Source organism: Roseovarius sp. MBR-154 (assembly GCF_053628595.1).
In genome coordinates, this window is record NZ_JBRJGR010000011.1 from 78726 (window position 1) to 92767 (window position 14042).

The window sequence follows — 14042 nt, forward strand, 5'->3', positions numbered from 1 at the left end:
CCAAAAAGAAGGAGCGGCGCATGCGGCTGGATCACTTGGCGGTGGCGGCGGAGAGCCTGGATGAGGGCCGCGCCGCAGTCGAGGCGGCACTGGGGTTGCCGTTACAGCCCGGTGGGCGGCACGCGCATTTCGGCACGCATAACCTGCTGATGGGGCTTGCGGATGGTCTTTATCTGGAGGTGATCGCGGTCGATCCCGACGCACCTGCGCCGGGTATTCCGCGCTGGTTCGATCTGGATCGGTTCAGCGGCCCGCCGCGCCTGTCGAACTGGATTTGCGCCGTCGATGATCTCGAGGCCGCGATGGCGCGTCATCGCCAAGCGGGTGAGGCGGTCGATCTCGCCCGCGGCGATCTGCGCTGGCGGATGGCGGTTCCGGGGGATGGCGTGCTGCCCTTTGACAACCGCTTTCCGGCGCTGATCGAATGGCAGGGGGGCGGGCATCCGTCGGCGCGGCTGGCGGATTTGGGGGCGCGGCTGGTGCGGCTGGTCGTGACGCATCCCGAGGCGGGCGCGCTGCGCGCGGAGTTGAGCGATCTGAGCGATCCGCGCGTGGTGTTAGAGCCGGGCGCACCGGGCCTGCGCGCCGAGATCGCCACGCCGCATGGGGTGAGGGTGCTGGAATGATCATCCGCCGGGCGGAGGCGGGGGATATTCCTGCGATCCTCGACATATGGAACCCGCTTATTCGCGACACCTCCGTGACCTTCACCACGGTAGAGAAAACCGCTGAGGGGTTGACCGATGACATGGCGGCGCGGGGCGACGCCTTCCGCGTGGCCGAGGCGGCGGGCCAAATCCTTGGCTTTGCCACATATGGCCCGTTTCGCGCCGGGCCCGGCTATGCCCATACCGCCGAGCATAGCGTGATCCTGGCGGCGGATGCGCGCGGGCGTGGCGCGGGCCGCGCGCTGATGGCGCGGCTGGAGGACCACGCCCAAGCTCAAGGGATACATGTGCTGATCGCCGGGGTGAGCAGCGAAAATGTGGGGGCGATCGCCTTTCACCGCGCCATCGGCTTCATCGAGGCGGCACGCCTGCCCGAGGTGGGGCGCAAATTCGGGCGCTGGATGGATCTGGTGCTTTTGCACAAGCGGTTGTGACGGTTTGCGCTGACACCGCCCGCGATTGGCGGTAGGGTCTCGGCCATGTCGATCTGGACCCGCATATCCGAGGCGTTGCAGGCGCTGGCCAAGGGCGAGAGCCTGGCGGCGGTGTTCGACCGCCTGCGCAGCCCGCCCGAACGCAGCGTGGGTTTTACCATCGCGGTGATCGCGCTGTCGGCCAAGATGGCCAAGGCCGATGGCCTTGTGACGCGCGACGAGGTGACGGCGTTTCGCGAGGTGTTCCAGATCGCGCAGGAGGAGGAGGGCAACGCGGCGCGGGTCTTCAACCTCGCGCGGCAGGATGTGGCGGGATACGAGGATTATGCGCGCCGCATCGCGCGAATGTTCCAGGAAGCCCCCGATACCCTTGCCGACCTGATCGAGGGGTTGTTTCACATCGCGCTGGCCGATGGGATTTATCATCCCAACGAAGATGCGTTTCTCGCGCGCGTCGCCGAGATTTTCGGGCTGGAGGAGGCGCGTTTTCGCCGCCTGCGGGCGCGCTTTGTCGAAGGCGAGCATCCCGATCCGTGGTCGGTTCTCGGCGTGACGGCAGACATGCCGATGAGTGAGATCCGCAAGGTCTGGCGACAGATGGTGCGCGATTGTCATCCCGACCGGATGCAGGCGCGCGGCGTGCCGAAAGAGGCGGTGAAGCTGGCCGAAAAGCGGCTCGTGGATATCAACCGCGCCTGGGAAGAGATCAGCGAGGCGCGGGCCGATGCGGATCGCCACCTATAACGTCGAATGGTTCAATGCCCTCTTTGACGATGCCGGGCGGATGCTCGACGATGCGGAGTGGTCGGCACGCTACGACGTGACGCGGGCGGATCAGCTGGCCGCGCTTCGGGTGGTGTTCACCGCGCTCGATGCCGATGCGGTGATGGTGATCGAGGCCCCTGACCATAACGGGCGGCGCGCCACTGTCATGGCGCTGGAGGCGTTTGCAGCCTGGTCCGGGCTGCGGGCGCGGCGGGCGCTGATCGGTTTTGCCAACGACACGCAGCAGGAGATCGCGCTGCTTTATGATCCGGACGTGATGAGCGCCGTGCACGACCCGCAGGAGGATGACGTGCCGCGCTTTGACGGGCAGTTCCGGATCGACCTCGATATCGACGATCGCGCCGACCGGGTCAGCTTTTCCAAGCCGCCGCTGGAGGTGGCGGTGACAATGGCGTCGGGGCGCGTGCTGCGACTGATCGGCACCCATCTCAAATCCAAGGCACCGCACGGCGCCAAGAGCCGCGACGAGGCGATGCGCATCGGCATCGCGAACCGCCGCAAGCAACTGGCGCAGGCGGTCTGGCTGCGGCAGAGGGTCGAGGCGCATCTGGCGGCGGGCGATGCGCTGATGGTGCTGGGCGATCTCAATGACGGTCCGGGGCTCGATGAATACGAGCATCTCTTCGGCCGCTCCTCGGTCGAGATCATTGCGGGCGAGGGGAACGACGCGGCGCAATCCCTTTATGATCCGCATGCGCGTGCGGCGCTGACGCAGAGGATCGGGGCAGGCCACAGCACCTCGCGGTTCTATCTGCGCGATCAGAAACGCTATATGCAGGCGCTGCTGGATTATATCCTGATTTCGCCCGATCTGATGGCGCGGCGTCCGGTCTGGCGCATCTGGCATCCGTTCGACGACCCCGAATGCTGGGGCACGCCGCTGATGCGCGATGCGTTGCTGACGGCGTCGGATCATTTCCCGCTGACACTGGATATCGAGTTGTGATCTTAAAATCGTCACCGGGGGTGTTATATTAACTCCATGAAGTATCGTCATCTCATCCTTGCCCTGTCCCTCGCCCTCTCCGGTCCTGCCCTCGCGCAGGAGGCCGAGGAGGAGGGCCGTTCGCTCATGGAAGAGGGCGCGCGGCTCTTCTGGGAAGGCATCCGCCGCGAGATGGGCCCGGCGCTGGAAGAGTTTCAGGACCGCGCCGAAGAGATGGAACCGGCGTTGCGCCAGTTCGTCGAGGAAATGGGCCCCGCGCTGCGCGACCTGATGGATCAGGTCGGCGACCTGAGCGCCTATCACGCGCCCGAGGTTCTGCCTAACGGCGATATCATCATCCGCCGCAAGACCCCGCAGGAGATGCAGGACCCCCCGCCGGAGGGGGAAATCGAGCTGTAATGCTCGCGTTCCGCGCTTACCGCTTGCGGTCGCGGCGGTTCGACATCGGCTGGAACGCGACCCCGACATGCGCCTCGCAATAGGGCTTGCCGGATTGCACGGGCAGGCCGCAGAACCAGAAATCCTCGGTCGCGGGATCGCCCACCGGCCATTTGCAGGTGCGCTCGGTCAGTTCCATCAGGGTCAGCCGCTTGGCCTTCTTCTCGATCTCGCTCACCTTGGCGAGCGCCTCGGGGTCGATCTCGTTGGCCGAGGGCTGCGGCGGCAGCGGCTGGCCTGCCGGGATGATCGCCTTGATCCGCGACACCGGTGCCGGGGCCGCCTCTGCCGGTGCTTCGGTCTTGGCGGCGGGCTTGGGCTCTGGCTTGGCGGCAGGCTTGGGCGCGGGCTTTGGCTTGGCCTCGGCTGTCGGCGCGGGCTTGGCCTCGGTCGCCGCCGCCGATGTCCCGGAGCCGTTGCGGTTGGACAGGCCGAGGCGATGCACCTTGCCGATCACCGCGTTGCGCGTCACGCCGCCCAACTCCTTGGCGATCTGGCTGGCGGATTGCCCCTCGCCCCACATCTTCTTCAACAGCTCTACGCGTTCGTCATTCCACGACATCGGGGGCTTCCTTGCATCAGGTCCTGCGTCAAACGGCATCAAAAGGCGGCCCGGCCACTGGCCCGCCGCCTTGTCATTCGGATCGAGGCCCTATTCTAATCACTGGTGTGTGAGTTACAAGGCATCGAATCGACCGCACCGACCGTCCCGTGTCGGTTTTTACGACAAAACACAGCCAAGGGAGCCGTCATGAGAGACCACGCCACAGAGACAGCCGCCCCGGGCCTGGCCCAGATGGGCACCCGCCGTTTTGGACGGGTCAACTGGTTGGGCCTTCTGACTCTGGCCGAGCGCGAGAACCGCCGCTTCCTCTCGGTCTGGACACAGACGCTGCTGGCGCCGCTGATCACCGCCGGGCTGTTCATGGTGATCTTTTCCATCGCCATCGGGCCGCGCCGGGGCGACGTGATGGGCGTGGATTTCACCACCTTCATCGCGCCGGGCATCCTGATGATGACCGTGATCCAGAACGCCTTTGCCAATACCTCGTCGTCGATCGTGATCTCCAAGGTGCAGGGCAATATCGTCGACACCCTGATGCCGCCCCTGTCGGGGGGCGAGCTGGTGCTAGGCTATCTCGCGGGGGGTATCGGGCGTGGTGTGTTCGTGGCGCTGGCGATCTGCGCGGGGCTGTTCGCGGTGCTCGGGATCGTGCCCGCGCATCCGCTCTGGGCGCTACTCTTCGTGCTGCTGGGGGCCACGTTCATGAGCGGCGTCGGCATCGTTGCGGGGATTTTCGCGAACAAGTTCGACCAGATGGCGGCGATCACCAATTTCGTGGTCACACCGCTGGCCTTCCTGTCGGGCACCTTCTACTCGGTCGAGGCGCTGCCGCCGGGGCTCTATTCGATCACCCATTTCAACCCGGTCTTCTACCTGATCGACGGCGTGCGCTTTGGGATGATCGGCGTGTCGGACAGCGCGCCGATGCTGGGTCTTGCGGTCGGTACGGGATCGACCCTAGCCGTCTGCATGCTGGCGTGGTGGATGCTGGCGCGGGGCTACCGGCTCAAGGCGTGAGCCGATCAGCTGCAGATGCGCTCTGCCTTTTCGGCATAGGCGATATAGGCGCTCCAGAAACGCTCGTCGCCGGGACGTTTGGATTGCCGGATTTCCTGCGCGGAATGCAGATCGCTGTAAAAACCCACGGCACGACGCTGCTCGCGCCCGCTCAGCGTGTCATTGGCCACCGCCTGAATGCAACCGCAGAGCGCCGTTGAGCGCGCCTTGCGGTCCGATTGCAGGCAGGCATCCGACAGCGGCCCCGAGGCCATCGGTCGTGCCCCGCGCGTGTCGCCGTCAAACCGGTTGACGCCGCCGCAGCCTGCAAGGCTCAGGATCACGCCAAGCATCATGATCTGTTTCATTGCCCGTGCCTCTCGCGTTATTCGCGCTGCCCGCTTGCGGGGCAGTCATGTCCGCGATGTTTGCCGCATCGCGGGAGATTTTTCAATTCACATCCGCATCCAGCCCTGCGACACTGCACCGCCACTATATATCATGGAAAGAGCGCGGGCAGAATGGATGTCAATTTCTCCACCCTCATCTTTCTCGTCTTTCTGGCGCTGGTCCTGCAACCGGTCCTGACCGGACGGATATACGCCCTGCGCCGCGCACAGGCCATCCGCAGCATCGAGAAGCGCCGCCGCAGCCGGGTCATCACCATGATCCACCGGCAGGAAAAACGCAGCCTTTTCGGCTTCAACATGTCCAGCATGATCGGGCTGGAGGATGCCCAATCCATCATTTCCGCGATCAAGGCCACGCCGCGCGACATGCCCATCGACCTGGTGCTGCACACCCCCGGCGGGCTGGTGCTCGCCGCCATGCAGATCGCCCGCGCGGTCGAGGCGCATCCCGCGAAGGTCACGGTTTTCGTGCCGATCTACGCGATGTCGGGCGGCACCCTCATCGCGCTTGCCGCCGATGAGATCGTGATGGGCGAGTTTTCCATGCTCGGCCCCATCGACCCGCAGATCATGGGTGTCTCGGCGGCCTCGATCCTGGCTGCGCGCGATGCCAAGGCGGTGGAACATGTCTCTGACCTCGCTCTCGTTCTTGCGGATGTCAGCGAAAAGGCCACCGCGCAGGTCAAGCGCGGCGCGATCGAGATCATGACCCCGCGCATGGAGCGCGCCGAGGCCGAGGCGCTGGCCGACACGCTTACTTCGGGGACATGGACACATGATTATGCCCTGACCCCGGCCGAGGCCACGGATCTCGGTCTCGCGGTCACCGTCGGCCTGCCGCAGGAGGTGCTCGATCTGATGAGGCTCTACCCCTCCCCGGTCAAGCAGTCGGCGGTCGAGTTCCTGCCATTCGAGCCGCCGGGGCGGCGCATGGGTTGAGCGCGGCGCCGGCTCAGCGCAGCATGATCACGTTTCGCTTGGCCGAGCCGCTCTTGGTGTCGGCGATGGCGTCGTTGATCTGGTCAAGCCGCCAGCGGCCCGAGATCAGCTCGTCGAGTTTCAGCCGCCCCTGTTCGTAGAGATCGACCATCCACGGGATGTCACGGTGAATGACCGCCTCACCCATCTTGGAGCCGACAAGCGCCTGACCCATGGCGGCGAAATTGGCGGCCTCGTAGCGGCTCTCTGCGCCGGTATGGGGCATGCCGACCATGATCATCCGGCCCCCGCCCGCAAGGTAGCGCGGCGCCTCGTCATAGGCGCGTGCCACGCCCACGGTGACAAGCACCGCGTCGGCCCCGCGCCCCATCGCCTCTTTCGCCGCGCGCCACGGCATCTCTGCGGTGGCGAGCACCCCGTCGGTTGCGCCGAACTCGCGGGCGATGGCCAGTTTCTCTTCGCTCATGTCCACCGCCACGATGCGCCGCGCGCCCGCGATGCGCGCGCCCTGAATGGCGTTGAGGCCGACACCGCCCGCGCCGATCACCACCACATCCTGCCCGGCGCGCAGCTGTGCCGCGTTGACCACCGCGCCGACGCCGGTGATCACCCCGCAGGCCAGCAATGAGGCCGCCGCCATGTCGATCCCCTCGGGCAGTTTCACAACCTGACTGTGATGCACCACGACCTTTTCGGCGAAGGCCCCGCAGGCCATGGCCTGATGCAGCTTGCCGCCGTCGGGCATGGTCAGGGGCCCGTGATCGCCGTCATAGGGGGTTTCGCATCCCGTGGGCCGCCCGCTGCCGCAGCTTGGGCATTGGCCGCAGGCGCGAATGAGGGTGACGACGACCGGGTCGCCCTCGGTGAGCCCCGTAACACCGGGTCCGATGCCGCGCACCCGGCCCGCCGCCTCGTGGCCATAGACCGCCGGCAGCGATCCGCCCCAGCCGCCATCGGCATAGGAAATGTCCGAATGGCAGATCGCCACCGCGTCGAGATCGACCAGAACCTCGCCTGCCTCGGGGCCGCGCAGGTGGACGTTCTCGACGGTGAGCGGAGTGCCGAATGCATGGCAGACGGCGGCCTTGATGGTGTGCATGAATTTCTCCCTCGTTTTTTCACAGGTGAGGGGGATTCGCCCGAGGGTTCAAGGGCAATTTTGCGGTGCTGTGGGATCGGGACGGGGTGTGGGTGCGGGTTGGCCTTGAGCTGCCGTTGAAGCCTGTCCGCGCGAAACGCACCGAAGGTGCCGCGCGATCGCCGGGCCGTCCCGCGGCCTGGCGATTTGAGGGGTTGTGCAACGTGTCGAGGCTACAATGACTTGGCTGGCATAAAATACCCGCCACGACCGTTGCATCGCCAGTCCCCGGCCCTGCGATCACGCGGCATCTTCTGGCGGAGCACAACGACCGCTCCAGGCCATTAATCCCCCACATCAGCGCTATGGCGGCGCGGCGCGCAAATGCCCCGTGGCGGCGATGAACTCAGCAAGGCAGGCGGCATAATCGGCGGGCGCGTCGACTGGCGGCACATGGCCGGTGCCGCGCAGCAGGCGAAATTGCGAGCCGGGGATCAGGTCTGTCGTTTCGCGCACGAGATCGGGCGGGGTGGAGCCGTCCTCGGACCCCGCGATGCCCAGGGTGGGGATGCGCAGTCCGGAGGTGGGGGTGTAGAAATCGGTGCCGGAAATGGCGGCGGCGCAGCCCGCGTATCCCTCCGGGTCGTGGGCGCAGAGATGCTCGTACCACGGCAGATGGTGCCCGGCCGCGACATAGGCGCGGGGAAACCACCGCTCGCAGGAGGCGCGGGCGAGGTCCGCCATCCCGCCGGGGTGGCGGGCGGTGGCGATACGCTCGGCCCAGATCTCGGGCGTGGCGATCTTGGCCCCGGTATTGGACAGCACCAGCGCGCGCACGAGGTCGGGGCGTTTGACCGCCAACCCCTGTGCCACCATACCGCCGATGGAGAGACCTAGGAACATCGCATCGCGCAAGCCAAGATGATCCATCAACCGTTCCGCGTCCCGGACGAGCGCGCCCATGGAATAGGGGGCCGAGGGGCAGGACGATTGTCCATGCCCACGCGCGTCATAGCGGACCACGCGCAGGCCCTCTGGCAGCAACGGCAGGATATTGTCCCACAAAAGCGTGCCGGTGCCGAGCGCATGGGCGAGCACGAGGGCCGGACCTGTCGGGGTTCCCTCGTCGAGATAATGCAGGGTGACGTCGTCTAAGTCTGCGAAAGGCATCTTTGGTCCTTCAGGCGAATCGGCTCAGGGCCATTTGAAACACATCCGCGTCGACATTGCCGCCCGAGATGGTGCAGATCACCGCGTCGCCCTCGATCTCGTCTTGGCGAAAGAGCGCCGCCGCAAGCGCCACCGCGCCGCCCGGTTCGGCCACCAGCTTGAGCCGGGAAAAGGCGAGCGCCATGGCGTGCAGCGCCTCGTGCTCGGAGACCACGAGGCCGGGGCCGCAAAGGCGGTCCATGATGGGAAAGGTGATCGCGCCGGGTTGCGGCGTGACGATGGCGTCGCAAAGGCCGCCTGCGGTTTGCGCGTTGCGCATGATCCTGCCCGAGGCAAGCGAGCGGGTGGCATCGTCAAACCCCTCCGGCTCGCAGGGGCGGGCGCGCAGGTCGGGTGCGTCGGCCTCGAGTGCCAAGGCGATGCCCGAGGTGAGGCCGCCGCCGCCACAGCACACCAGCACATCCGCCGTCTCGATGCCGAGGGCCGCTGCATCCTCGGCGATCTCGAGCCCGGTTGTGCCTTGCCCGGCGATCACCTGCGGCTCGTCATAGGGTTTGATCAAGGTCAGGCCGCGTTCGGCGCTGAGCCGCGCCCCGATGGCATCGCGATCCTCGCCCGCGCGATCATAAAGCACCACCTCGGCGCCGAGGGCGCTTGTGTTGTCGATCTTCATGCGCGGCGCGTCCGAGGGCATGATGATGACGGCGGGCACACCGAATTCGCTTGCGGCAAGGGCCACGCCCTGCGCGTGGTTGCCCGACGAAAAGGCGATCACGCCATGGGCGCGCAGATCAGCATCAAGCGCCGAGATGGCTGAGCGCGCGCCGCGATATTTGAAGCTGCCGGTATGTTGCAGGCATTCAGGCTTTATGAACACGCGCCGCCCGGCGATCTCGTCCAGAAAGGGCGAGGACAGGAGCGGCGTGCGGCGCGCATGCCCGGCAAGTCGGGCGCTCGCGGCCCGGATCATGGTGATGTCGGTCATCTTGTCTTGTCCAGAAGGGCGCGAATGGCGGTGAGGGATTGGATTTCATCGAGAAACGGGACATGGCCCCGGTCGGGTACGGTGGTCGCGATCATGTCGGGGCGGCGGTCTTGCATCTTTTGGAACGTCTCCGGGCTCAGCAGGTCGGAATTCGCCCCCCGGATCGCGGCAAGGGGCAGGCCGTCCAGCGCATCGAAAAGCTGCCAGAGGTCCGGCGCCTCGCCCGCACCGGCCTGGCCAACAAGGGCGTCTCGCAGCCGCGCGTCATAGCGCAGGCCCAGCCCGCCGCCCGGCTTCTCAAAGAACATCGCTTCGGCCTGCGCGCGCCACCGGGCCAGCGGCACGCCGTGAAACGCCTGCGCGTTGACATGGGCGAGCGCGCCTGCGGCGGCGTCGAGGTCGGGCAACTCAGGCTCTTTCCCGACATAATCCATGATCCGTTCGATGCCTTCGGCGGTGACCTCGGGGCCGATATCGTTGAGCATCACGCCTGCGAGGCGGTCATGGGCGGTGTGGCCGAGCGCCATGGCGATGAGCCCGCCGCGCGACGTGCCGATCAGGGTGACGCGGTCGATCCCGAGATGATCGAGCAATTCGACCGCATCCTGTCCCTCTTGCAGGATGTTGTAGGACATGAAATCGCTTGCATGGTCAGATTGCCCGCGCCCGCGATAATCCATGCAAATCACCCGACAGCCCGACAGGTGCGGGGTGAGAAAGCCGAAATCGGCGCTGTTGCGGGTGAGGCCCGCAAGGCAGAGCACCGGCTGGCCATGGCCCGCATCGGTGTAATGGAGCGAGAGCCCGTCGGAGGTGGTGAAATGCGCCATCAGCCGCGCGCCAGATCGGGGATGCCGGAGAGGTCGGTCAGTTGCCGGTCGGGGGCGGCAGGCAGGCGGTCCACGGGATCGCCCGCGCGGTTGACCCAGACGGTGTTGAAGCCATACCCGGCAGCGGCGCAGGCGTCCCAGCCGTTGGAGGAGACAAAAAGCACCTCTTCGGGGGCACAGCCAAAGCGTTGCCCGACCAGGTCATAGACCACGCGCGCGGGTTTGAAGATGCCGACGCTCTCGACCGAGAGCACATCATCCAGAAGCGCGCCGATACCGGCCGATTTCACCGCCCCGTCGAGCATGTCGGGCGCGCCGTTCGACAGGATCGCGGTGTCCTTGCCGGCCTCCTTGAGGGCGGCGAGCATGGTAGGCACTTCGGGGTAGGTCGCCAGTTCCCAGTAAAGTTGCAGCAGGCGTTCGCGCAGTTCGCTGTCCTCCTGTAGCCCTTCGGCCTCCAGCGCCCAGTCGAGCCCGTCCTGCGTGATCTGCCAGAAGCCTACATGCTCGCCCATGACGGCGCGCAGCCAGGTGTATTGCAACTGCTTGAGGCGCCATTTCTCGGCGATTGCGGGCCAGTGGCGGGCAAAGACCTCGCGCCCCGGCTCAGACGCGGCACTGCGCGCGGCGGCGGCGACGTCGAAGAGCGTGCCATAGGCGTCGAAAATGCAGGTGGTGATCGGCATGGTATCCCCTCTTGGGTGATGGTGCGGGTGATTTCGCGCGCAGACTGGCATGGACGGGGCGGGGGGGAAAGACCTGAAGCGCATACGGCAAAGTGAGCGGCCAAGGATCGGTTTGCAAATCCGGCCATGGGCGGTTACGATTCGCGACAGCCACACAAGCACCCGCGCGACCGGCGCGGCCTTGCAAACTCACCCCTCAAAACACCCAAACAGATTGGAACAGCCATGACGCAAGTCAAATCGGGCGATACAGTTCGCGTTCATTATACCGGCACGCTGACCGATGGTCAGACCTTCGATTCCAGCGAGGGCCGCGATCCGCTGGAATTCGTGGTCGGCTCGGGCCAGATCATCCCCGGCCTCGATGCCGCGATGGAAGGCATGGCCGTCGGCGAAAAGAAGACCGTCGAGGTGCCCGCCGATCAGGCCTATGGCCATCCCGACCCCAACGCGCAGCAGGCCGTGCCGCGCGCCGAGATTCCCGAGGATATCCCGCTTGATCTGGGTACGCAATTGCAGGTGCAGACGCCACAGGGGCAGGTGATGCCGGTGACGGTGGTCGACGTGACCGAAGAGCAGGTCGTGCTCGATGCCAATCACCCACTCGCGGGCAAGGATCTGACCTTTGCCATCGAACTGGTCGATATCACCTGAGCGACCAAAGCGTGAGGGCGCCTTCGGGTGCCCTCGCCCCTCGGCGACGCAATCTGGTGTGATCCCGCGATCCCCAGCTTCGGGAAGCTGCCATTGCGCCCGGCAAAGAGCCGGTAGCGCCGCGTGACCATCCACGTGGTCGAGGCACGGTATGTCCGCACGACAAGCTCCTTGCCCTCTTCGTCCAGCCCTATTCAGGAACCTTGCCGAGGCTGCGGAACAGCCGCTGTCGAGCGTGCTGCCGCGCGTGAGGATGAAGCCCGGATCAATCGCTCCGGCCCCATGGCCCGCCAAAAATGCCTTAAGTATTTGATTCGGAGAAATTCCGAACCGAAAAACTATCCGCTTTTTCCGGAATTGCTTCGGAGATTGCACATCGCTACTCGGTGGCGGCCACGCCGGAATTGTACGTGTAGGTTTTCCAGCTCGGCTTGTAATCGGCGTCGGCCTGATTGCCCCAGACCGTCCAGTTCTCGCGCTGCCCGCGCCCGAACAGTTCCAGATGGGGCCGTCGGCTACAGGCTTCGATGATGTCATATTGCTCGTCGGGTTTGCGCGAATGCTCGCGTTTGCGGGTGGCGAAGAGATTGACCTGCCGCCGCCCGGCCTCCAGCGTGCGGGCGTTCCTGCCGCGCGTGCCAAAGAGCAGGATCTCCGTCACGTTGCGAAAGTAGAAGCCGACGCCGCGCCCGTCCGAGCCGCCATCCTTGCGGATCTTGTGCCAGATGATGTTCGACTTGTAGGTAAAGCCCCAGGCCGCGAGCACCTGCAACCCTTCCGGCAACAGGGCATTGGGCACCCAGATATAGCAATGCGCGGTCTCCTCGAGATGCTCTGCGACGGGCAAGGCGCAGATGTCCTCGAGTTCCAGCGTCGGATAGCGCGACAGGCGCTTGTGCTCGGGGGCGACCTTGCCGGTCCGGTTGGTGAACCGCCAGGGCGGATCCGCCATCACGGTGGCAAAACGCTGGCCGCTCAGAAAGGTGCGCAGGTCGTCCGACGCGGGGTGTGGCATGGGTGCGGTCCTTGTATCCCCCATGTAGAACAAATGCAGTATGGAATATCAATCTCTGGTTGGGCCTTGACCGGGCTTTTCGCACCATGCCGCGTTGCGTTTTCACACTGTGAGGCTACGCTGGGCATTCACCGCCCATCTCCGGAGGCTGCCATGACCGCGACCGAGAAACTCCTGACCCGCATCCGCGAGTTGCAGGATGAATTGGAGGAGGAGTTCAGCCGCCGCCGCGCCGCCTTTCGTTACAGTTTCGAAAACGGGCGCGTCGTGTTCGAGGCCGAGGTGCGCCGCCGTCACCGCGAGATGCGCGTGCGGCTCTCGACCTTCCTGCGCGAGGCCCGTCCCCTGACGGTGATCACCGCCCCGGTGATCTACAGCGTGATCGTGCCCTTCGTGTTGCTCGACCTTTTCGTGACCGTTTATCAGGCAGTGTGCTTTCCCGCCTATGGCATCGACAAGGTGCGCCGTGCCGATTTCATCCGGGTGGACCGTCACCACCTCGCCTATCTCAACGCGCTGCAAAAGCTCAACTGCGTCTATTGCGGCTATTGCAACGGGCTTATCGGCTACGTCCAGGAGATCGCGGGCCGGACCGAGGCCTATTGGTGCCCGATCAAGCATGCCGCGCGCGTAGGTGCGATCCATGCCTATTACGCGCAATTCGTCGATTACGGCGATGCCGAAGGCTTCGAGGCGGGGTTGCAGGCCTCGCGCCGACGGATAACGCGGACCGGCCTGTCGGGGCTCTCGCCCAAAGGCTGAGGCCGGGGCGGGCCGACACGTCAGCCGTGGTCGCGCGCCCCGAAGATCGCCGAGCCGACCCGCACATGCGTGGCGCCAAGCGCGATCGCCTGCTCGAAATCGCTGCTCATTCCCATCGACAGACCATCGAGCCCGTTGCGCGCGGCCATTTTCGACAGAAGCGCAAAATGCAGGCTCGGCTCTTCCTCGACGGGGGGGATGCACATCAGGCCCTTGATCGGCAGGTCGAGCGTCCGGCACTCGGCGACGAACGCGTCCGTATCGGCAGGCAGGATGCCAGTCTTCTGCGGCTCCTCTCCAGTATTGACCTGAATAAAGAGATCAGGGCAGGTTCCCTCTTCCTGCGCGAGCCGCGCCAGCGTCTTGGCCAGTTTCGGGCGATCGACCGAGTGGATCGCCTGAAACAGGTCCATCGCCTGCCGCGCCTTGTTGGTCTGCAGCGGCCCGATCAGATGCAGGGCGATTCCGTCGAACCGCTCGCGAAAGCCCGGCCATTTCCCGGCCGCTTCCTGCACCCGATTCTCGCCGAAGACCCGATGACCCTCGCGCAGCACCGCCTCGATCCGCGCGTCGGCCTGCACCTTGGATACGGCGATCAGTTCCACAGTTTCGGGCGCCCGCCCGGCGTTCTCGGCGGCCCTGCGCACGCGTTCTCTGATCTCCTGCAGACCCATGGATGT

General features: G+C 65.6%; 18 protein-coding genes. 9 read left to right on the forward strand and 9 right to left on the reverse strand.

Annotated elements, in window-relative coordinates:
- Positions 1–20: 20 nt before the first annotated feature.
- The 5 genes from ACSSV4_RS14270 to ACSSV4_RS14290 are packed head-to-tail and all read left to right on the forward strand — an operon-like array spanning position 21 to position 3233.
- Entirely contained in the window at positions 21–626 is a 606-nt protein-coding gene (locus tag ACSSV4_RS14270) for a VOC family protein (protein WP_454275800.1), read from the forward strand.
- Entirely contained in the window at positions 623–1102 is a 480-nt protein-coding gene (locus tag ACSSV4_RS14275; RefSeq protein ID WP_454275801.1) for an N-acetyltransferase family protein, read from the forward strand. Before ACSSV4_RS14270 ends, ACSSV4_RS14275 begins: the two co-directional genes overlap by 4 nt.
- A gap of 45 nt (positions 1103–1147) precedes the next feature.
- Complete coding sequence (locus tag ACSSV4_RS14280; protein ID WP_454275802.1) at positions 1148–1846, forward strand: TerB family tellurite resistance protein; 699 nt, start codon at positions 1148–1150, stop codon at positions 1844–1846.
- A complete protein-coding gene (locus tag ACSSV4_RS14285; protein WP_454275803.1) occupies positions 1827–2834 on the forward strand; it encodes an endonuclease/exonuclease/phosphatase family protein in 1008 nt (335 codons plus the stop codon). Before ACSSV4_RS14280 ends, ACSSV4_RS14285 begins: the two co-directional genes overlap by 20 nt.
- A 36-nt stretch (positions 2835–2870) precedes the next feature.
- A complete protein-coding gene (locus ACSSV4_RS14290; protein WP_454275804.1) occupies positions 2871–3233 on the forward strand; it encodes a hypothetical protein in 363 nt (120 codons plus the stop codon).
- 16 nt (positions 3234–3249) lie between these two features.
- Here the strand turns inward: ACSSV4_RS14290 and ACSSV4_RS14295 are convergent, their stop codons facing one another.
- Positions 3250–3834 carry a GcrA family cell cycle regulator gene (locus ACSSV4_RS14295; protein WP_454275805.1) on the reverse strand — a complete coding sequence of 195 codons (585 nt, stop codon included), beginning with the start codon at positions 3832–3834 and terminating at the stop codon, positions 3250–3252.
- A 189-nt stretch (positions 3835–4023) separates the two neighbouring features.
- On the opposite strand from ACSSV4_RS14295, the gene ACSSV4_RS14300 reads away from it, so the two are divergent.
- Positions 4024–4854, forward strand: a complete 831-nt coding sequence (locus ACSSV4_RS14300; protein ID WP_454275806.1) for an ABC transporter permease — start codon at positions 4024–4026, stop codon at positions 4852–4854.
- Between the two features lie 5 nt (positions 4855–4859).
- On the opposite strand, the gene ACSSV4_RS14305 is transcribed toward ACSSV4_RS14300, so the two are convergent.
- The gene (locus tag ACSSV4_RS14305) at positions 4860–5201 is read right to left on the reverse strand and encodes a hypothetical protein (RefSeq protein ID WP_454275807.1); all 342 of its coding nucleotides are present in this window, start codon (positions 5199–5201) and stop codon (positions 4860–4862) included.
- A gap of 153 nt (positions 5202–5354) precedes the next feature.
- Between ACSSV4_RS14305 and ACSSV4_RS14310 the strand changes: the two genes are divergently transcribed.
- The gene (locus ACSSV4_RS14310) at positions 5355–6182 is read left to right on the forward strand and encodes an SDH family Clp fold serine proteinase (protein ID WP_454275808.1); all 828 of its coding nucleotides are present in this window, start codon (positions 5355–5357) and stop codon (positions 6180–6182) included.
- Positions 6183–6195: 13 nt separating this feature from the next.
- Here the strand turns inward: ACSSV4_RS14310 and ACSSV4_RS14315 are convergent, their stop codons facing one another.
- From ACSSV4_RS14315 to ACSSV4_RS14335, 5 genes are all read right to left on the reverse strand, one after another.
- Positions 6196–7281 (reverse strand): zinc-binding dehydrogenase, encoded by a 1086-nt coding sequence (locus tag ACSSV4_RS14315; protein ID WP_454275809.1) that lies wholly within the window; start codon positions 7279–7281, stop codon positions 6196–6198.
- A gap of 342 nt (positions 7282–7623) precedes the next feature.
- Positions 7624–8430, reverse strand: coding sequence for a 3-oxoadipate enol-lactonase (gene pcaD, locus ACSSV4_RS14320; RefSeq protein WP_454275810.1), 807 nt, complete (start codon positions 8428–8430; stop codon positions 7624–7626).
- Between the two features lie 10 nt (positions 8431–8440).
- Complete coding sequence (locus tag ACSSV4_RS14325; protein WP_454275811.1) at positions 8441–9415, reverse strand: threonine ammonia-lyase; 975 nt, start codon at positions 9413–9415, stop codon at positions 8441–8443.
- Positions 9412–10245, reverse strand: a complete 834-nt coding sequence (locus tag ACSSV4_RS14330; RefSeq protein ID WP_454275812.1) for an alpha/beta fold hydrolase — start codon at positions 10243–10245, stop codon at positions 9412–9414. Before ACSSV4_RS14330 ends, ACSSV4_RS14325 begins: the two co-directional genes overlap by 4 nt.
- The gene (locus ACSSV4_RS14335; RefSeq protein WP_454275813.1) at positions 10245–10931 is read right to left on the reverse strand and encodes a haloacid dehalogenase type II; all 687 of its coding nucleotides are present in this window, start codon (positions 10929–10931) and stop codon (positions 10245–10247) included. The genes ACSSV4_RS14330 and ACSSV4_RS14335 overlap by 1 nt, the downstream gene beginning before the upstream one ends.
- A 225-nt stretch (positions 10932–11156) precedes the next feature.
- Between ACSSV4_RS14335 and ACSSV4_RS14340 the strand changes: the two genes are divergently transcribed.
- Positions 11157–11585: an FKBP-type peptidyl-prolyl cis-trans isomerase gene (locus ACSSV4_RS14340; RefSeq protein ID WP_454275814.1), complete on the forward strand. Its 429-nt coding sequence runs from the start codon at positions 11157–11159 to the stop codon at positions 11583–11585.
- A gap of 379 nt (positions 11586–11964) precedes the next feature.
- On the opposite strand, the gene ACSSV4_RS14345 is transcribed toward ACSSV4_RS14340, so the two are convergent.
- Positions 11965–12600: an MT-A70 family methyltransferase gene (locus tag ACSSV4_RS14345; protein ID WP_454275815.1), complete on the reverse strand. Its 636-nt coding sequence runs from the start codon at positions 12598–12600 to the stop codon at positions 11965–11967.
- Between the two features lie 153 nt (positions 12601–12753).
- Between ACSSV4_RS14345 and ACSSV4_RS14350 the strand changes: the two genes are divergently transcribed.
- Entirely contained in the window at positions 12754–13362 is a 609-nt protein-coding gene (locus tag ACSSV4_RS14350; protein ID WP_454275816.1) for a hypothetical protein, read from the forward strand.
- A gap of 20 nt (positions 13363–13382) precedes the next feature.
- On the opposite strand, the gene ACSSV4_RS14355 is transcribed toward ACSSV4_RS14350, so the two are convergent.
- Complete coding sequence (locus tag ACSSV4_RS14355) at positions 13383–14036, reverse strand: YggS family pyridoxal phosphate-dependent enzyme (protein ID WP_454275817.1); 654 nt, start codon at positions 14034–14036, stop codon at positions 13383–13385.
- Positions 14037–14042 lie beyond the last annotated feature (6 nt).